At 37.2% G+C, this 18,198-nt stretch carries 20 protein-coding genes; 10 read left to right on the top strand and 10 right to left on the bottom strand.

Going from position 1 to position 18,198, the window contains the following annotated elements; genetic code table 11:
* Positions 1-56 precede the first annotated feature (56 nt).
* From WC906_00100 to WC906_00060, 9 genes are all read right to left on the bottom strand, one after another.
* Positions 57-1,136: a glycosyltransferase family 4 protein gene (locus tag WC906_00100; GenBank protein ID MFA5776839.1), complete on the bottom strand. Its 1,080-nt coding sequence runs from the start codon at positions 1,134-1,136 to the stop codon at positions 57-59.
* A gap of 46 nt (positions 1,137-1,182) precedes the next feature.
* Positions 1,183-1,434, bottom strand: coding sequence for a hypothetical protein (locus WC906_00095; protein MFA5776838.1), 252 nt, complete (start codon positions 1,432-1,434; stop codon positions 1,183-1,185).
* Between the two features lie 11 nt (positions 1,435-1,445).
* Positions 1,446-1,577: a hypothetical protein gene (locus WC906_00090; GenBank protein ID MFA5776837.1), complete on the bottom strand. Its 132-nt coding sequence runs from the start codon at positions 1,575-1,577 to the stop codon at positions 1,446-1,448.
* A 152-nt stretch (positions 1,578-1,729) separates the two neighbouring features.
* Positions 1,730-2,680 (bottom strand): glycosyltransferase family 2 protein, encoded by a 951-nt coding sequence (locus WC906_00085; GenBank protein MFA5776836.1) that lies wholly within the window; start codon positions 2,678-2,680, stop codon positions 1,730-1,732.
* Between the two features lie 47 nt (positions 2,681-2,727).
* Complete coding sequence (locus WC906_00080; GenBank protein MFA5776835.1) at positions 2,728-2,967, bottom strand: hypothetical protein; 240 nt, start codon at positions 2,965-2,967, stop codon at positions 2,728-2,730.
* Positions 2,968-3,040: 73 nt separating this feature from the next.
* A complete protein-coding gene (locus WC906_00075) occupies positions 3,041-4,324 on the bottom strand; it encodes a nucleotide sugar dehydrogenase (GenBank protein ID MFA5776834.1) in 1,284 nt (427 codons plus the stop codon).
* A gap of 16 nt (positions 4,325-4,340) precedes the next feature.
* A complete protein-coding gene (locus WC906_00070) occupies positions 4,341-4,718 on the bottom strand; it encodes a hypothetical protein (GenBank protein ID MFA5776833.1) in 378 nt (125 codons plus the stop codon).
* Positions 4,719-4,724: 6 nt separating this feature from the next.
* Positions 4,725-4,898 carry a hypothetical protein gene (locus tag WC906_00065; GenBank protein ID MFA5776832.1) on the bottom strand — a complete coding sequence of 58 codons (174 nt, stop codon included), beginning with the start codon at positions 4,896-4,898 and terminating at the stop codon, positions 4,725-4,727.
* Between the two features lie 17 nt (positions 4,899-4,915).
* Positions 4,916-5,341: a transposase gene (locus WC906_00060; GenBank protein MFA5776831.1), complete on the bottom strand. Its 426-nt coding sequence runs from the start codon at positions 5,339-5,341 to the stop codon at positions 4,916-4,918.
* Between the two features lie 92 nt (positions 5,342-5,433).
* Between WC906_00060 and WC906_00055 the strand changes: the two genes are divergently transcribed.
* On the top strand, positions 5,434-6,606 hold the full coding sequence (locus WC906_00055) for a glycosyltransferase family 1 protein (GenBank protein MFA5776830.1): 1,173 nt from the start codon (positions 5,434-5,436) through the stop codon (positions 6,604-6,606).
* Positions 6,607-6,924: 318 nt separating this feature from the next.
* Here WC906_00055 and WC906_00050 read toward each other — a convergent pair whose 3' ends face one another.
* A complete protein-coding gene (locus WC906_00050; GenBank protein MFA5776829.1) occupies positions 6,925-7,236 on the bottom strand; it encodes a hypothetical protein in 312 nt (103 codons plus the stop codon).
* Between WC906_00050 and WC906_00045 the strand changes: the two genes are divergently transcribed.
* From WC906_00045 to WC906_00005, 9 genes are all read left to right on the top strand, one after another.
* Positions 7,227-8,897, top strand: a complete 1,671-nt coding sequence (locus WC906_00045; GenBank protein MFA5776828.1) for an O-antigen ligase family protein — start codon at positions 7,227-7,229, stop codon at positions 8,895-8,897. The genes WC906_00050 and WC906_00045 overlap by 10 nt on opposite strands.
* Before the next feature lie 3 nt (positions 8,898-8,900).
* Positions 8,901-10,121, top strand: a complete 1,221-nt coding sequence (locus WC906_00040; GenBank protein ID MFA5776827.1) for a glycosyltransferase family 1 protein — start codon at positions 8,901-8,903, stop codon at positions 10,119-10,121.
* Positions 10,122-10,237: 116 nt separating this feature from the next.
* A complete protein-coding gene (locus tag WC906_00035; protein ID MFA5776826.1) occupies positions 10,238-11,440 on the top strand; it encodes an LCP family protein in 1,203 nt (400 codons plus the stop codon).
* A 44-nt stretch (positions 11,441-11,484) separates the two neighbouring features.
* Complete coding sequence (locus WC906_00030) at positions 11,485-12,399, top strand: FAD-dependent oxidoreductase (GenBank protein MFA5776825.1); 915 nt, start codon at positions 11,485-11,487, stop codon at positions 12,397-12,399.
* Positions 12,400-12,580: 181 nt separating this feature from the next.
* Complete coding sequence (locus tag WC906_00025) at positions 12,581-13,045, top strand: secondary thiamine-phosphate synthase enzyme YjbQ (GenBank protein MFA5776824.1); 465 nt, start codon at positions 12,581-12,583, stop codon at positions 13,043-13,045.
* A gap of 92 nt (positions 13,046-13,137) precedes the next feature.
* Positions 13,138-13,758 carry a protein-L-isoaspartate O-methyltransferase gene (gene pcm / locus WC906_00020; protein ID MFA5776823.1) on the top strand — a complete coding sequence of 207 codons (621 nt, stop codon included), beginning with the start codon at positions 13,138-13,140 and terminating at the stop codon, positions 13,756-13,758.
* Positions 13,759-13,790: 32 nt separating this feature from the next.
* The gene (gene mltG, locus WC906_00015; GenBank protein MFA5776822.1) at positions 13,791-14,810 is read left to right on the top strand and encodes an endolytic transglycosylase MltG; all 1,020 of its coding nucleotides are present in this window, start codon (positions 13,791-13,793) and stop codon (positions 14,808-14,810) included.
* 74 nt (positions 14,811-14,884) lie between these two features.
* Positions 14,885-17,431: a hypothetical protein gene (locus WC906_00010; GenBank protein MFA5776821.1), complete on the top strand. Its 2,547-nt coding sequence runs from the start codon at positions 14,885-14,887 to the stop codon at positions 17,429-17,431.
* Between the two features lie 49 nt (positions 17,432-17,480).
* Positions 17,481-18,164: a hypothetical protein gene (locus WC906_00005; GenBank protein ID MFA5776820.1), complete on the top strand. Its 684-nt coding sequence runs from the start codon at positions 17,481-17,483 to the stop codon at positions 18,162-18,164.
* Positions 18,165-18,198 lie beyond the last annotated feature (34 nt).

Genomic DNA, 18,198 nt, shown 5'->3' with positions numbered 1-18,198 from the left:
CTAGTGTAATCCGACGGCGTAGATTCCTGGTCAAGCCAGGAATGACATGACGGGTATTAATATTTTTTTATGATATTTTCTATTTCTTCTAAATACTTTTCTGCAATAATTTCCCATCTATAGTTTTCAATCACAAACTGCCGTGCTTTTTCGCCAAATTCTTTTCGGAAATTATCGTCAGCTAATAATTCATTGATTTTTCGTATCCAAGCATCAGTATTTTCCGATTCAACCAAGAATCCGTTTTCTTCATTTATTATAGCATCTTTCAAGCCTTCAAGATTAGAGGCGATAACCGGAATTTTGCAAGAAGCGGCTTCAATCACTGAAATGCCAAATCCTTCCATGTCGCTGGGAACTTTAATATTGGGCTGAATGAATAGGTCGCAAGCATTGAATAAAATATTTCTGACATTATCCTCGACATATCCCAATAATTTAACTCTTGATTCCAATTTTGTTTCCCTGGTGGCATCATGGATGTTTTCCTTGTCTGGTCCGTCGCCGGCAATAATATAAATGACATTTTCCGGAAGCTTGGGTAAAACATTTCGAATGAACCAAGCGGCTCCTTTTCGTTTAGCCAGCCGGCCGGAAGTGAGCAGAAATTTTTTATTTTCGATCGTTTCTCCAATTATTTTTTCAATCTCTTGGCGCGAATGATTCCCGATATTTTTTTCAGTGTCGACTCCATTAGGAATAAAAACCACTTTATTTTCCGTAATTCCTTTTTCCTTGGCGACTTTGACCGTTTCATTTCCTACCGCAATAAATTTATCAACGCTGTGCTTCAAAAATATATTTACCCAGAGCTTTTGATAGATGGCTGATTTGAAAGTCAAATCCAGTCCGTGGACGACGCAGATTATTGGTTTCTTGGGGAAGAAGAACTTTAATTTGTAGGTCGCTATTCCCAAAACTCCGTCGCCAAGCAGAATGGCATCGTATTTTCTGGCAATAAGTAATGATTTAATTATCGCATAAGGCAAAAATAAAGGCAGAAATATTTTGCCTTTTTTGTTCGCGATTATTTTGACCTGCGCAATTTTCCCGAGCCATTTTCCCAGTTCGTAATTCTGGTTCTCGATTCCGCCGACAATCGGCGGATAAGCTCGAGAAATAAATAAAATTTTCATCAAATGTTTTGAAATATTAAACAAATATTTTTAGAAAGCGGGGAAACTATGTTTCCCCAGAGAAAACTGAATTTATTTTTCTTATTTCAGTTCCTAAATCTAACCTTCGGACTTCTTTGATGATATTTTCCATCGTTTCTTTCGCTCCTTCGGCGGAATAAAATCCGTAGCTTGAAGTTGTAAGCCAAGTGTGATGAAAACCATCTTTGTATTGAGCTATTCCTCCAGCCCATAGCCCTTTTTCGTTAGGACCCAATGCAAAACATCTGATGTCGTTCCCGTTTTGTATAACAAGCATAGTCCAAAGATTCATAGTCCCTCCTTTTTTCTAAGATTAGAAACTGCTTCCCCTATCCTTTCTGTGGCTGCCTCCATTAGCAGGACAGCGTCTCCGACTATTGATCTTTCGTCATATATTCCTGATTGAACCGCTTTTCTCAACTTCGATAGTTACTCTTGCATTGTCTTCACTCCAATGCATATTTGAGCTACATCTGCATCATTTTCTGCAATTTTTTTACGCATGAGCAACCTCCTTCATTAAATTTTTACCTTCTAAAAATATTCGTTTTGAAAAGAGCTGAAAAATAAAACTATTTCTTATACTTTTCCTTCCTGATCAAATACATCTGATCTTCAGTAAGTTTGCGGCTGGATTTGACCATATCGGCGATGAGGGCGAAGATAACAAATTGCATACCAATGAGAAGCAAGGTGATGGCGGCCAAAAGATAGTTTCGGTAAGGAGTAATCTTAAAATCCTGGAAATACATTACGGCGAAAACTAGGAATAATATAAACGAAGCGGATATCAAAATTAATCCTGGACCGCCGAAGAATTTCATCGGACGGACATCGCGGACAGCTTTAAGGATTATTCGGCTGCTATTATTTATATATTTATAAACGCTTTTTACAACTCGTGATTCTCTATCGGCGAAATAAATAACTTCAACCGGAACCCAAATTACTTTCAGGTTTTTTCCGATGGCATCAATGATAGTTTCCTGAGTGTAGGTAAAATTTCCCGGAAGATTCAGTCTTAGTAAGGTTTCACGGTTGTAGGCTCGGAATCCGCAAGTGAGGTCGTTGATTTTGTAGTTCAAAAATTTTCCAATAATAGAAGCGATCACGCGATTAAGAAAACTTTTTATCCAGGGAATATTTTTGGCTTTATGTTTTCCAAACCGGTCGGCACTTACCATATCGGCTTCGCCATCCAGAATCGGTTTGATTATTTTGGAAATATCTTCTGGATTAAATTGTCCATCGGCATCAATGTTAACCATAATATCGGCGCCATTCCTGAGGGCTTTTCCGACCGAAGTCCGGAAAGTAATTCCGATTCCGCGATTTACATTGTGGGAAAAAACAAAATCAGCTCCGGCTTCCCGGGATTTTTGGACGGTTTTGTCTTTTGATCCGTCATCCACGACTTGAACAAAAACCTCATCGATTCCGGGAATGTTTCGGGGTATTTCCTTTATGGTTTGCGCTATTTTTTCTTCTTCGTTATAGGCAGGAATATTAACGACTAGTTTCATAAAAAACTACGAATTACGAATTTTGTACAAATATACAAATTTCGAATTTATTTAGCTTGTTTTTTGATAATAAGTGATCCGACATTAACGCAGTCAAAATCGCATTTGGCGTTTTTGGTTCCTTGTTCGACATATTCTTTTCCGCAGTCGTTGAGTTTTTGCTGACACTCGGACTTGCTTTCTTTGAAATAATTCATATTAGGTTCATAACCGAAATAGCTCAGCACAAAATAGGAGACAACGACGAGTCCTGTAAGCCAGATTATAAATTTAATTAGTGAAAACATATGAATGCAAATTGTCGCGAATTATACCGAATGAATTCGAATTCATTCGTTTTATATTCGCAACTATTAGCGTTTAACGTCTTCCAATCCCTTTATAAACAATTCCTAATTTTTTGATAGATTCTTTGTCCAGGCAGTTTTTTCCGTCGATCACTACTTTTACCCTGTTTTTTTTAAGGTCTTCGGCGGTTATTTTTTTGAATTCATCGTGATCGGTGGCTAAAAGTATGGCGTCCGATTTTTTGAAAAGTTCGCTTAGGCTTTTGGCGGTTGATTTTTCCAGAACAAATGGATCAAAGACAAGAACGTTTACTTTGTTTTCCCTAAGTAATTTTACCAATTCTTTCACAGGAGATTCTCGAAGATCAGAAACGTTGGCTTTATAGGAAAGTCCTAAAACTCCGACGGTTGTTCCATTAAGAGGCATTTTGACTTCATTAAGGGCGTCTTGCAGAAGTTCAATGGTGTATTCCGGCATAGAAAGGTTCACTTTTCTGGCAATTTTCATAAATTCATGATCAAATCCGGAAAGTTTGGCTCTTTCTATCAAGTAATACGGATCAACCGGTATGCAATGACCGCCGACTCCGCAACTCGGCCAATGAGCCATAAAAGAAAAAGGCTTGGTCGAAGCGCCTTTGATAACCTCAACGACGTCAATTCCCAACCTGTCAAATGATTTCGCCAATTCATTTACGAAAGCGATATTAATGTCTCGAAATGAGTTTTCGATAATTTTTACCGCTTCAGCTTCTCGGATGGAACTCATTTGCATAATTTGCCCGTCGACAATATTCTCATAAAAATCAGCCGCGCCTTGAAGTCCGGTTTTATCAAGAGAACCGACTACTCGCGGAATATTGGTTACGTTCCATTTAAGATCGCCGGGATTGATCCTTTCCGGACAATGGGCAAGATGGTAATCTTTATTGACTATGAAGCTGGCTTCTCGGAACATCGGTTCGATTACTTCTTCGCAGACTCCCGGATTAATGGTTGACTCAATGATGACGAGTTGTCCTTTTCGGAAATTTTTAATGATCGATTCAATGGCGCCTCTTACGGGAGTTAGATCGGGAAGCTTTTTTTCATCTATAGGAGTTGGAACGCAAACAATTAAAATATCGCATTTCTTGATTATTTTTGCATCAGTGGTAGCGTGGATGTTTACTTTCGGAAGGTTGATTTCCAGAAAGTTTTCTTTGATAGGACTTTTTCCGGAATTTATTTTTTTGACTTTTTCCGCGTCATTTTCCAATCCATAGGCGTCATATCCTCGGAGCGCTGCTTGAACTGCCAGAGGGAGTCCAACATAGCCAAGACCGATAATACAGACTGATTTGTTCTTCTTTTCCATGTATTTTTGCTGGTAATTAAATATTATTTACTACGCTTTGATTATAACAAAAGACGCCGTTGTTAGCAATGTATGACCAGCTTAAGCGGGATAAATTTTTCAATTTGTGGTAAAATATATTTGTATGAACTGGTATTGAGTAACACCCATAATTATTTGAAAACATCACGGAAATTATCATCGAATATGCCAAGTATCTGAATCCCATAAAAGTGCATTGCAGTTTCTCGTAACGAATAACCAGTTTCCGGTAAGTATCCTCCCAAGCAAAGCATCTCTCGATTTTGTAACGTTCTTTGTAAATATGAGCTACCGGAGAAAAGTCATTCCAAATTTTCTCAATCTTTTCCGGATTCTTTCTGGCTCCGACGTTAGGACGAATAACAGGAATCATTCCCGCCTAGCGAATAATCGAATGATTAAACTCCGAATAGAATCCCGAATCCAAGGTAATGAATGATTGATTCAAATCCCAGCCGAGAAAAAAAGCAGTTTCCAAAAGATTAGTGAATGATCTGTCGAACAAAACCATGTCGGAAACATTAACCGGATTAACGGCAAAAGGGGCAATCATATTCCCGTTATTATCCGCTATACAAAGCACTTTCTCTCCTTTTTGATGTTTGTGTCCCGAGTATCCGATTTTTTCTCCCCTTTTTTAGCTACGACATTTGAGCCGTCGCCGTGGAGAATAGTTAAATCCAGTTTTCCTAACTTATCCAAAGTGATAATGGAATTTTCAAATAGTCTCTGATAGCTTCCATCCTTACTCCAGCGGTTATGCCATTTATACACGCTCGACCAATAGTATTCATTCTTGTAGGTTTTTAATTGCCTCCATTGAGTTCCGGTATACAGGACTTCAAGGATGTAATTAAAAATCTTGTAAGTTGAGATTTTAGCTTCCGGTCCTTTCACCGGAACTCGCAGATGCGGTTTGATATGCCGATTGAAATCCTTGAGAGACACTCTAACTGGCAACCTCTTTTTGATTTTTGTTTTTGTTTTAGCCGTCATAGATAAGTGTTAAAATTTAGACTGCTATTTTAATAGCAAACAACGCTTTATTTTAGCACTTATTCGTGATTTACTAAATACGTACGAGTTATATGAGAATAGGAATCAATGCATCTTTTGTCAGGAAGCCGAATACGGGGATTGGACAAGTTTCAATTAATTTCTTGAAGAAATTAATTGAGAATCATGAATCAGGAATTATGAATCATGAGTTTGTTTTGTATTTGGAGGAAGACTTGCCGGAAGATATTAAATTACCCGAAAACTTCAAGAAAGAAATATTTCTGCCGTTTTGGAAGCGGGATGATTTGATTCGAAAAATTTGGTGGGAGAAAATGTTGCTTCCTAAAAAAGTGACACAGGGCAAATGCGATGTGCTGGTTAGTCTTTATCACTCCCCGACAATATTATCAGATGCGACATTTCACATAATGCTAGTCCATGACATCATTCCTGAACTGTTTCCAGAATATATCAACAATTGCCGAAAAAAGAAATACTGGAAGCTTACCAAGAAAGCTATTTTAGAAGCGGATAAAATAATGGCAGTTTCCAGTCGGACAGAAAAAGACCTGATCCAGCATCTGGGAGTAGAGCCGGAAAGAATTTCTGTAAATTATCCCGATGCGGATGAGATTTACAAAAAAGAAGTTTTTGAAGAAAAAAGCAAGAAAGTTTTAGGAAAATATGGATTAAAATCAGGATATATTTTGGGAGGCGGAGGATTGGAAGTCAGAAAAAACACAGAAAGATTGATTCGGGCATATCACAAGCTCCTGGAAAGCAACAAAAGAACGCATTTTATCAAGGATTTGCCGAAGTTGGTAATATCCGGAAAATTGATGCCGGAGCTCAAGCCGCTCGTGACTGATGTGGAAAAATTGGTGAAAGAATTGAATTTAACAGGGCAGGTAAAATTGTTGGACTTCGTTCCTCAAGAAGATTTGCCGGTGCTGTATAAAAATGCGTTAGTTTTTGTTTACCCGTCGCTCTATGAAGGATTTGGATTGCCGGTTTTGGAAGCGATGAATCAGGGTATTCCAGTAATTACTTCCAAAAATTCTTCGCTTCCGGAAGTGGGAGGTGATTCGGTTTTGTATTGCCATCCGGAAGATATTCAGGATATTGCGATGGTGATGAGAAATGTTATTCTGCATGGACATTTGCGCGATGAACTGCGAAGAAGAGGAAAAGACCGAGCGCAAAAATTTTCGTGGGATAATTTTGTGGAAAAGTTGTTTAATGTAATAGAGAATTTGAAATAAAAAAATGTCATCTCGAGCGAGCGATAGCGAGTCGAGAGATCTAATAGCAGTTCTGATTAGATTTCTCCACTCGATTATTTCTCGCAAAGCTCGAAATAATCTCGGTCGAAATGACACAGAATTTTAAAACAGCAAGTTAAAAATAAAAAAGGCCAAGGGGTTTCCCAGGGCCAGTGTCGGTTTTTCAGAACAGTTTCGATTCAAGTCAGAGACTTGAACCGACGCAGGTTTTTCAGAACAGTTTCGATTCAAGTCAGAGACTTGAACCGACGCAGAGTGAATAGTTCCAAATTTTTAATTAAATTAAAAAGAGGAACCTTACGGTTCCTCGGGGATATCTTGCATGTGGGATGATATTTCTTTGTTGATATTGCTAATATTTTGTGTAATGAATACATTAGCCAATATCATTGCTATCACCAAAACAAAAGATGCGACGAGAATAATTTCTGCTGAAAACTTCAGCTCTTCTCTGGCAAAATTGTTTTTTACATTTTTTGCGATCTTGTGCCCTAATGCGATAAGGCCAAGTGAAACGAACATTGCCACATACGCCAATACGAGTAGTGTATCATTATACATATTATAGCCCTCCAGTTTTATTTTTTCTATAACGTACGATGCTCTCATATCTCCAACAATTTGTCAATAATCTCAATAAACCGAAATATTATCTTATTTTGGTGAATTTTTTGCTGGTTTTTTTCTTAATTTTACTTTCTAATACTGGAGTTTTGCCGATACGGATGGGGGATTTTATTTTCTTTTCATTTATATATTTAATTTTTGCTTTGTATCGTCCGGGGTGGAGCTTTTTGTTTTTTGTGGGAACAATTGCTTTGGAAAACATAAATTTGGCGCCGGATTCTTTGGGATTATTCGTTAGGCCGTATCAATTAATCGGCGCGCTGACGATTTTTTCTCTGCTTCTTCGATATTTTACCAAACGCTTGAATTTTGAACTGGTAAAATTGAAATGGTTTGACTATGTGATTGGTGTTTTTGCGCTGGCTGGATTTTTGAGTTCATTTTTCGCAATTAACAAAGGAGTGGCTTTTAAACAATCAATAATTATTTTTTCTTTTTCGGCTCTATACTGGCTGGTTCGGAATTATATTCAAACGCTAGAAGATTTGAAAAGAATCATGCCGTTTTTCTTGGGTTCATCAATAATTGTTGTTTTTTATGGTATCTGGCAAAATATTTTGTTTTTGCGCGGTTCAAATTCGTTTGAAGTAATGCCGGGAAGACCGAATTCAGTATTTACAGAGGCTGACTGGTTAGGTATATTTATTGTAATTTTAATAGCCGTAATATATACGATAATTTATCAAATTTCTAATTCACCTAATTATCTAATTTCTAAACAAATCCCAAATCTCAATTTCCAAAATACGAAATACAAAATACTAGATACCAAATACTTTACGTTAGCTGTTTGCTATCTTTTTCTCATTCCAGTTTTTATTCTTTTGATTCTGACAGTTAGTCGCAGTGCTTGGCTCGGAGCGGGATTTATAACTTTAGTATTTTCGAAAGCTAGTTTTACTAATTTTTCGTTTCATCCAAAGGATTGGCAAGGGAAGCAATTTTTATCCATATTACAATTTCTTGCTATAGCAATAATTTGTAGTATTGGGATTGTTTACGTTTTTCATCTCACGAATTTTCAACTGTTTAATCGTGCGCAAAGTACCGGGTCGGGAATGCAGAAAATAACCATTGCCTGTGATGTATCGAGGTTGAACCTCGATACATTGCCAGAAATCGATACATTGCCAGAAAAGATCGGGGATATTCCAGAGTTGGAACAATATGGATGTCGGCATATTAATCTGGAAGATATAAATCAAGAAAGAGAAGCAGGGTTTGAGATACGAGAAATATATAGGGCTGATCCTAATATGAGTATTCGCAGCCAAATTTATCAAAAATCAATTGAGCAAATCAAAACGCATCCGATTTTCGGAATCGGCTGGGGAAATATTTCCAGTGTTTTGGGAAAGGATGAAAGGGGAACAGGACTCAATTCCAGCAATATTTTCTTGGAAGTTTGGTTGGGTTCCGGAATAATCGGGCTTCTTGCCTTTCTTGCTATCTGGGTCTATATTTTCGTAAAATCAGTAGTATATTGTATGCGGAATGATTCCGAGAGCAAGATAATCGGATTATTTATGAATCTTGGATTTTTTGCGCTTTTAATTCCAAATCTATTCAACGCTGGTGTTTATCTTGGATTTTTGTGGGTTTATTTTGGAATAGCGTTATCGCTAAGTTTTAAGAAAGAATAATAAATGCGAATTGGAATCGATATTCGAAATATCGGGAAACAAAGAACCGGCGATGAAGTGGTGTTTTTTAATTTGGTGAAAAATTTGGCGAAAATCGATAACGAGAACGAATATTTGCTGTTTACCGACACAGCCGATACTACAGTATTACAGTATACTGTAGCGAGATTGGGAATTGTGGATAAGAAGAATTTTAAGACCGTTTCTCTTTCCTTGTCATTCCTGCGAAAGCGGGAATCTAAGCTTCCGAAAAGTCGATTATGCAGATTCCGCATCAAGTGCGGAATGACATTAATAAACAACAAATTCCTTTGGAATCTTTGGACTTTGCCGAATTATCTTAGAAAAAATCCAGTAGACGCTTATCATACGCAATACATTACTCCGTTTTTTGTTTCAAAAAAAATAAAAATTATTACCCATATCCACGACGTTTCTTTTTTGGCTTTCCCGGAATTTATCAAAAAGTCAGACTTATTTTTTCTGAAAGTTCTGATACCCATGAGCATCAAGCGGGCAGATAAGGTTATTGCGGTTTCCGAATTTACCAAAAAGGAAATTATTAAATATTACCAAACTGATTCGGAAAAGATTAAAGTGGTTTACAATGCCGTAAGCGAAGATTTTCTCAAAAGTGACTATTCCGGAAATGAACTTTTTGCAATTAGAAAAAAATATAATCTTCCGGAGGAATATATTTTATACATTGGAACGCTTCAGCCGAGAAAAAATATTCCAATGCTGATCCGGGCTTTTGCTGAAGTGAAAAAAAGAATGCCAGAAATAAAATTAGTGCTGGCTGGAAACAGGAATGCGCATAATTTTGACAAAAGAATAGACGAGGAAATTGCCAGATTAAATTTGTCGGACGGTATTATTTTTTCCGGATTTGTCGAGGAAGAGGATAAATCGGCCTTGTTTTTGCTGGCGAAAGTTTTTGTTTTTCCTTCACTTTATGAGGGATTTGGAATTCCGATCCTCGAGGCAATTAGCCGGAAAATTTCGGTTTTAGCTTCGGATATTCCGGTTCATCGCGAAATAGCCGAAGACGGAGCATTGTATTTTAATTCAGAGAGCATTGATGAAATGCAAGAAAAATTATATAATATTCTGGCAGATGAAAAATTAAGAGAAAACTTGATTAATCTCGGAACGAAGAGGCTTGATTTTTTTTCTTGGAAAAAAGCTGCATATAAATTGTTGGAAGTATATTTAAAAAAGTAAAATAATTCCCCAACTAATTTACAAATACATTACAAATATACAAATTATATTTTTTTTATAATTCCTGTGCATTTGTAGATTTGTAGTCGATTTGTATATTTGCGGGTTATAAGCAAATGGATAATTTATCAAGCCGAAGAAGTTTTTACATGAAAGACGAATCCAATAATCCAAAGAAAAAAAGAAAATGGCTGAAAATAACCTTAATAATTTTGGCTGTACTTTTTGTTATTGGAGGAGCTGTTGCTTTCAAGACCGGATATATTCTCAACAAAGTTTCTACCAAAGGAGGCCTTTTTTCAAGCCTTCTTCATTCAGTTCCCGGAGTGGGCGATACGGTTAAAGGCGAAAAAGAAGGAAGGATAAACATTCTGCTTTTAGGAATGCGCGGAGAAAATGTTTCTGGCGGAGGGCTTTTAGCTGACACGATAATGGTAGTAAGCATAAAGCCGGCCGAAAATAAGATTGCAATGATTTCGATTCCACGAGATCTTTATGTTCAAGTTCCCGGGACGGAAAATCAGGAGAAAATAAATGCTGTTTATGCTCATGGAATGGAAAGAGGAAAGGAAGGAGGAATTGAAGATATGCAAAGAGTGGTGGGGGAAATAACCGGGATAGAAATACATTATGGCGTTAGTATAAATTTCAAGGGGTTTACAGATTTGGTTGATGCGGTTGGCGGAATAGAAGTGACATTAAGCAAGCCTTTTACTGAAGCATTGCAGTTTAATGAAGCTCAAGTTTGCGATGGAGATAAAGGCGGCGTATACACTGTTCCGACCGGAGAATTTGACATAAAGAAAAATGAAAAAGGAAAAATCGTGGCTCAATATCCTCTTTGTACCAATGCTAATCCGGAATGCGGAGGAAATTTTGCTTTGCCAGCGGGACTCAATAAATTGGATGGCGCGACGGCGCTTTGTTATGCCAGATCAAGATATGGTTCCAGCGATTTTGAAAGGGCTAAGCGCCAGCAGTTGGTGATTCAAAGCATAAAAGATAAGGCAATGAGTATCGGAACGCTCAGCGATTTTGGAAAGGTGAATGCGGTTCTTAACGCTCTGGGAGACAATGTGAGAACTGATATGCAGGCTTGGGAAATGAAAAAAATGTTTTCAATTTATCAGGGGATACAAACCCCGCAAATAATTCAGAGGGTGATGGAGGATTCGGAGGAGGGACTTCTTTATGCTCCGCAAAATACCAACGGAGCCGGATATATCTTGCTTCCCAGGGGAGACAATTACGACAGAATCAAAAATATGTTTGAAAACGTATTCACATTGGGAAGCCAGTCAGATGCAAAACCAAGGTAAGTTGAAAGTTCGTAAAGCCTGTAAAGTTTATAAAGTAAAAAAGTATGTATGATTTGATAATTATCGGTGCCGGACCAGCAGGCTTTGGTGCTTCGATATACGCTTCCAGATATAAAATAAAGCATTTGGTAATCGGCAAAGAATTTGGCGGACAGATTGTGAAAACTTCAAGAATTGAAAATTGGCCGGGATTTGAGTCGATTTCCGGCCCTGAACTTATTGGAAAATTTTCCGATCAGGCAAAAAAATTGGGAGCAGAAATTATTCAGGATGAAGTCAAAAAGATTTTCAAGCAAGATAATTTATTTAGCGTAGAAACGGCAGGGGGAGTTGAGTATCAGACAAAAAATATTATTTTAGCGCTGGGAATGAAGCCGAGAAAATTAAATGTTCCCGGAGAAGATGAATTTGTCGGCAAGGGAGTTTCTTACTGCGCCATTTGCGATGCGATGTTTTTTCGCGGAAAAGATGTGGCAGTTGTTGGAGGCGGAGATTCAGCGGCAAAAGCGGCCATTCATCTTGGGGAATTCGCCAGCAAGGTAAATATTTTTTATCCGGAAGGAAAATTAATAATGGAGCCGGCGCTTCAAGAAAAAATAAAAGAAAATGAAAAAATAGATTTGTGCGAATGCCAGGGAGTTGCTCGGATAGAGGGAAACAGCAAGGTTACGGGAATCGTCTGCAAGTTCAAAGATGAAAACAAAAAAATTCCGGTTTCTGGAGTTTTTGTTGAAATCGGATCAGTTCCCGGAGTGGAAATTGCAAAACAAATCGGGGCTGAGATGGATAGCGAGGGATATATTATTGTAAAAAGCGATCAAAATACTAATATTTCCGGAATATATGCGGCAGGAGATGCTACTACCGGGTCGAATAAGCTTCGCCAGCTCATTACCTCTGTTTCTGAGGGTGCAATTGCGGCCAGTAGCGTATATCAAAAAAATAAATTGGGGAATTAACGGATTTGCCTTTTGGGTGTATTATTGAATTAGGTTGGATTGAATATTCACCCTGTTAAGTAAATTTTAAATTTTTTTTGTAATTTGTATCTAAGTTTTTGTGAATAATTGTAATTTTAGTAAATATTAAAATGTAGGTTAAAATAAAAATTTAAAATTATTATTTTTAACATTGTTAGCAATGTTAAAAATAATACTTAACAGGGTGAAAATATACAAACAAAAATTTAATGTAGAATCAACAACGCAGATTGAATTTATTGATATTACCGACAAGGTTCAGGAAGTAGTCGATGATTCTGGAATAAGAGAAGGACAGGTGGTGATTTATTCCCCCCATACTACGATGGGAATAATGATTAATCATAATGAGTCGATGCTCATTCAGGATTTTCAAAAAGTTTTTCATCGTTTGGTTCCGGTAGATAATCAATATTCGCATGATCTATTTGAGCTCAGGAGAGGGAGAAATGCCGACGGAAGAAGCAATGGACAAGCTCATTGCCAGAATATTTTAATCGGTGTCAGCGAAACCGTTCCGGTTGAGAAGGGGAAGATGCTTATTACTGAAAAACAGTCAATTTTTGCGGTAGAATTTGATGGTTCAAGAAAAAGAGATTTAGTTGTTCAAGTGATTGGAATATAATAGGGATACAAAGGCCAAAGGCTACGGCGCTATTTTGTGAAAAAAATATAAAGAATTTTTAATCTTGCGCTTTTAACTCTTAGCTTTTATTTATGATCCGCTTAGTAAACGATCTGATGAGGAAGGGTTATCTGAAATCAGATATTATTATCGATGCCTTTTCTGAAATTGGAAGAATTGAATTTGTTCCTTCGGAATTCGAAAAAGAGGCAGAAGCAAATATTCCCCTTCCGATAGGATATGGACAAACAATTTCTCAACCGCTCACGATGGCTTTTATGTTTGAACTTCTGAATCCGGAAAAAGGACAAAATATCCTGGATATTGGCAGTGGTTCCGGATGGACAACAGCGCTTCTTTCGTACATTGTCGGCCTCAAGGGGAAAATAATTGCACTTGAAAGAATTTTGGAACTTTGCGAGCAAGGGAAGAAAAATACAGACAAGTTCCACTTCGTTAGAGATGGAATAGCTGAATTTTATTGCGAAGATGGCAACAATGGATTTGAAAAGAATGCTCCTTATGATAGGATTTTAGTTTCGGCAATGACCGATGACGTTCCAGATGCGCTCAAGAGCCAATTAAAAATAGGAGGAAAAATGGTTATTCCTGTTCATAATGATATCTGGTATTTGGAAAAAAAGGGAGAAGATGATTTCTACAAAGAAGAGTTCCCCGGATTCTCTTTTGTACCGCTTATTCAAAAATCGTAAGAATTCAGGACATAAGTTCTAAAGATTTCAAAATGTTAAATAAAGGAATAAAAATTTTAATTTTATTGATTGTCATATTGGCTGCAATTGCCGGTTCTTTTTTTTATTTTCGCTACCAGGTTTATTATTCCCATGGCTCATATGAAAATGTGAAAATATTTAAAATAGAAAAAGGAGAGGGAAACAGCGCAGTTTCGGATAAATTGAAAAAGGAAGGATTGATTTCGAGTAAAATCTACTTTTATTATTATTCGCGGACGCACGAATTGCTGAGCAAAATTCTTCCTGGAGATTATGAATTGAATGGAAAAATGACTATCCCGGAAATAGCAGCAACAATAACGCGAGAGCAAAATAAATTTTTAAAAATAACTTTTCCAGAGGGTTGGGATAGTAAAAAGGTTGCAGAAAGACTCTCTTCCAAGGGTTTTTCCGGAGCTGAGTTCTTGGATATCGTCAAAAATCCGTCTTACGACTTAACAAGCAAATATTCATTTTTTAGCCTGCTTCCCAGGGGGATTTCTCTGGAAGGATATCTTTTTCCTGATACCTATTTTTTTTCCCAAAAACTTACATCTGAAGATATAGTTAGAAAAATTCTCTCTGATTTTGACAACAGATTCGCTCCCGATCTCAGGGATGAAATAAAAAAACAAGGAAAAAGCCTTGAAGATATTGTAACGATGGCTAGTATTATTGAACGGGAAGTCAAAAAAGAGGAAGACAAGAAAACAGTCAGCGGAATATTTTGGAATCGCATAAAAAACGGCCAGCCCCTTCAAAGTTGCGCTACAATCGCCTATATCCTGGGAGAAAATAAAAAACAATACTCCTTCGAAGATACTAGGATCAATTCTCCTTATAATACATATATGAACAAAGGATTGCCTCCCGGTCCAATAAACAATCCCGGGCTTTCCTCTATTGAAGCGGCCATTTATCCAAAGGAAACCGGCTATAATTATTTTCTAAGCGATCCTGAGACGGGAGAAACAGTTTTTTCCAAGACGCTAGAGGAACATAATGCCAACAAATCAAAAGTCGGACTTTAATTGACAATGTGCTCTTGCATTTACTATAATTGACTAAGGAATCAAGGATCTAAAATTTTAAAAAAATCAAAGATATGGAATGGAAACAAAAAATAAATGTTAATGTCAGAGAAGAGGGATCTGTTCATAGCCCTTCGGACATTTCGCCTGGAGTTTTGAAAAGATTTCCTGATGAATCACAAGCAGCAAATGCCGATTCGGAATTTGATAAAAATCAGAACAATCTGGTCAAGATTATTGATTCCATAATGAAATTCAGCTTATTCATGATTTTTTTGGGCATACCTTTATTTTTTACCAATCTTAGCTTTCAAGGAATTGCTTTCGAGAAGCAGATATATTTTTATTTTTTTATTTTATTAGCCTTAATAGCTTGGGGATCAAAGAGCGGATATATAGGGGAAATGAAGCTGAGAAAAACTCCTTTGGATATTCCGATTATCGCTTTTTGGGTTTTTTATCTTATTTCAACTATCTTGTCCATTGACAGGTGGCATAGCTTCGTTGGTTTTTTCGGGGATCCATCCAGGGGATTTATCAATATTACCGCAGCCATAATATTGTATTACCTGGTTTTAAGCAATTTTACCGAAAATTTATTCAAGTGGCTGATGAGAGGAATGATATTTTCCGGCGCAGTCGCCATTATTTGGGAGCTTTTAAAAATATTCGATTTCAGATTATTTTTTTCAGAAGCAATTTGGGCAAAGCTTCCTTTAAATACGATAGGATCGCTTCAAAGCTCTGCTGTTTTTGCCTGTTTTATGGTTTTTATCTTTATGACGGCGGTTTTGAAATTAAGGACAAATGAAAAAATTACATCGGTCAGAAAAAACATTTATTCTATAATTCTTTCTATTCTGATCGCGTCTTCTCTTCTGGTTGTTCTGGCTCTTCACAATTATCTTCCGATATTTGGGCATTTCCCTCTTATCGGGCTTGTTATCGGGGCAGCATTTTTCTTGATTTTCGTTCTAGCTAAAATTGTAAGGCCTAATGATGCCTGGACTTTGCTGCCGATGGTAGTATTTATTGTCGTTCTATCATTTTTGATGATAGGTTCTGTGAATATATCCAAGATTAATCTCCCTCTTAACGCCAGTGTTCCGTATGGAAAGGCTTTGGATATATCCAAAGAAAGTCTTAGCGATAATTTTTTCATCGGATATGGGCCAGGAAATTACGGGTATGCTTTTTCTAAGTTTCTTCCTAGCAATTTTGACAATATGAATCTGAGATTTTTCGAAGGAGAAGGAGTGTTGCTGGAATCTTTATCAACTATTGGTGTCGCAGGGACGGTGCTTTTTGTTTTAGTTATTCTTACTTTTCTGGGAACAAGCATATTTTTGCTTTATCGGGAAAAAGAGAGAAACAAAATTTATTCCTTGGGAATTTTATCGGGGGTTATCGTACTCTTGATTAATGCTATGATATCCCAAACGGAATCAATAATGGTAATGCTCTTGGTAATAATGGGGACGCTAGCAATGGGAATATTGCTTTTGGAAAGCAGCATAAAGGAAAAATTCATCATTTTTTCGCTTAAAACATCTCCGAAATTCGCTCTTACACTGGCGTTTATTTCACTTTTAATATTTGCTTCAGTGGCATTTTTGTTCGTATTCTTCGGGAAAATTTATCTGGCCGATTTGTATATGGGGAAGGCGGTTGCTTCCGAAAGTATTAGCGAGGACGGATCAATAACGAAAATCGGAAAAGCCATACAATTAAATAGCAAGGAAGGCAGGTATTTTACCCGTCTAGGCCAAGAGTATATGTTTCTTGCCAACAAAGAGATGCTTAAAGATGAAAAAGATAGGGATCTGAATAAAATAAAGGGATATTTGTCAGCCGGAATTAAATTTGGAACAACAGGAAGAGATCTTATGAAAAACGACATAAGCGCTGAAGAAGGTCTGGCTCAAATTTATGAGAGTTCAGGAATGTATGTTTCGGAAGGTCTTAACTCGGCGGAGAAAGAATATCAAAGAGCCTTAGAGCTAGAGCCTAATAATCCGAATTTTTATGTTAAACTGGGCCAGATAAAAGAAAAAATGGCAGCGACAAAAACCAAAACTGAAGATAAAAAGAAATTAATCGAGGAAGCTCGGGATTTGTTCCAAAAATCTTTAGAAATAAGATCCAACTTTGATGCCGGTTATTATAATTTAGCCACAACTCAAGAATCGCTAGGGCAATTAGATGAAGCGATAGATAATATGACTAAGGCTGTCAGCATCCGAAGAAATAATATAAACTACATATTTAATCTTGCCAGATTATTCCAATCCAGGGGAGGAGATAGCGACAATAAGACTGCTGAAAGTTTGTTTAAACAAATTATCGGCGTAAATGACAAAGAAATAAATTCTCACTTTAATCTCGGACTTCTCTATGAAAATACTGACAGGAAATCAGAAGCGATAAGAGAGTACGAAAAAGTGATAGACCTTCTTCCTGGCAGTTCAGATACGACTAAAAATCAGCTGGAAAAAATGATAAACAATATCAAGAGGGGAATTGAAAATACTCCGGAAAATCTCGGACTTACTCAAAATTCAAACTCAGTTTCAGGAGAAGGCTCTCAGAATAACAATCAAGGGGCAACAGACGGCCAATAATAGAAAAGAGAAAAAAATATAAAAATTAAGAATAGCAAGGAGGTGAATTATGGAACCGATACAAACATGGGGGGAAGCAATTACAATGTCACTTTTGGATTTGTGGACGCGTTTTATTGATTTTATTCCATCGCTTCTGGGAGCTCTTTTGATTTTTTTTATGGGGCTTATTGTTGCGGTGGCGCTGGGAAAGATAGCAGAGAAATTTATTACCCTTCTTCACGTTGATCAGCTTATTGAAAAAATAAAATTGAGCGAAAAATTCAAAGATGCTGGAATTCAAATCAAAGTGTCTAAATTTTTCGGAGGACTGGTGAAGTGGTTTTTGATTCTGGTATTTTTAATGGCGGCAACTGATATTCTGAAACTTACCCAAGTCTCGGTATTTTTGAACAGCGTCATTCTTTATATACCGAATATCGTTATCGCTACTATCATTTTATCAGTGGCTTTTTTGCTGGGAAATTTTGTTTTCCATGCGGTCAGATCAAGTACTAGGGTGGCAGGAGTGGTAAGCGCCGCTTTTCTGGCGACAGTTGCGAAGTGGGCAATTATTGTTTTTGGGCTTCTTGCCGCGCTAATTCAGCTAGGGATCGCAACGTCTTTGGTCAATACGATTTTTATGGGACTAATTGCAGCGATTTCTTTGGCTTTTGGCCTGGCATTTGGGCTTGGCGGAAGAGAAGAGGCAGGATTGATTCTGAGAAAAATAAGAGAAGATTTGACGAAGTAAAGCATTTCAAATTTAAGAAAGGGAGTTTTTGCAA

Source organism: Parcubacteria group bacterium, from assembly GCA_041657845.1.
GTDB lineage: Bacteria > Patescibacteriota > Minisyncoccia > Moranbacterales > JAKLHP01 > JAKLHP01.
The sequence above is the reverse complement of the archived record's forward strand: the minus strand, read 5'-3'. Positions and strand labels throughout refer to the sequence as shown.

What these genes read in the sequence shown, in the direction of transcription:
- WC906_00030 (MFA5776825.1), top strand. Translation starts at nt 11,485, where the DNA reads ATGTATGATTTGATAATTATCGGTGCCGGACCAGCAGGCTTTGGTGCT.
- WC906_00040 (MFA5776827.1), top strand. Translation starts at nt 8,901, where the DNA reads ATGCGAATTGGAATCGATATTCGAAATATCGGGAAACAAAGAACCGGC.
- mltG (MFA5776822.1), top strand. Translation starts at nt 13,791, where the DNA reads ATGTTAAATAAAGGAATAAAAATTTTAATTTTATTGATTGTCATATTG.
- WC906_00075 (MFA5776834.1), bottom strand. Translation starts at nt 4,324, where the DNA reads ATGGAAAAGAAGAACAAATCAGTCTGTATTATCGGTCTTGGCTATGTT.
- WC906_00005 (MFA5776820.1), top strand. Translation starts at nt 17,481, where the DNA reads ATGGAACCGATACAAACATGGGGGGAAGCAATTACAATGTCACTTTTG.
- WC906_00055 (MFA5776830.1), top strand. Translation starts at nt 5,434, where the DNA reads ATGAGAATAGGAATCAATGCATCTTTTGTCAGGAAGCCGAATACGGGG.
- WC906_00085 (MFA5776836.1), bottom strand. Translation starts at nt 2,680, where the DNA reads ATGAAACTAGTCGTTAATATTCCTGCCTATAACGAAGAAGAAAAAATA.
- pcm (MFA5776823.1), top strand. Translation starts at nt 13,138, where the DNA reads ATGATCCGCTTAGTAAACGATCTGATGAGGAAGGGTTATCTGAAATCA.
- WC906_00100 (MFA5776839.1), bottom strand. Translation starts at nt 1,136, where the DNA reads ATGAAAATTTTATTTATTTCTCGAGCTTATCCGCCGATTGTCGGCGGA.
- WC906_00050 (MFA5776829.1), bottom strand. Translation starts at nt 7,236, where the DNA reads ATGAGAGCATCGTACGTTATAGAAAAAATAAAACTGGAGGGCTATAAT.
- WC906_00060 (MFA5776831.1), bottom strand. Translation starts at nt 5,341, where the DNA reads ATGACGGCTAAAACAAAAACAAAAATCAAAAAGAGGTTGCCAGTTAGA.
- WC906_00045 (MFA5776828.1), top strand. Translation starts at nt 7,227, where the DNA reads ATGCTCTCATATCTCCAACAATTTGTCAATAATCTCAATAAACCGAAA.
- WC906_00095 (MFA5776838.1), bottom strand. Translation starts at nt 1,434, where the DNA reads ATGCTTGTTATACAAAACGGGAACGACATCAGATGTTTTGCATTGGGT.
- WC906_00010 (MFA5776821.1), top strand. Translation starts at nt 14,885, where the DNA reads ATGGAATGGAAACAAAAAATAAATGTTAATGTCAGAGAAGAGGGATCT.
- WC906_00035 (MFA5776826.1), top strand. Translation starts at nt 10,238, where the DNA reads ATGGATAATTTATCAAGCCGAAGAAGTTTTTACATGAAAGACGAATCC.
- WC906_00070 (MFA5776833.1), bottom strand. Translation starts at nt 4,718, where the DNA reads ATGATTCCTGTTATTCGTCCTAACGTCGGAGCCAGAAAGAATCCGGAA.
- WC906_00080 (MFA5776835.1), bottom strand. Translation starts at nt 2,967, where the DNA reads ATGTTTTCACTAATTAAATTTATAATCTGGCTTACAGGACTCGTCGTT.
- WC906_00025 (MFA5776824.1), top strand. Translation starts at nt 12,581, where the DNA reads ATGTTAAAAATAATACTTAACAGGGTGAAAATATACAAACAAAAATTT.
- WC906_00065 (MFA5776832.1), bottom strand. Translation starts at nt 4,898, where the DNA reads ATGATTGCCCCTTTTGCCGTTAATCCGGTTAATGTTTCCGACATGGTT.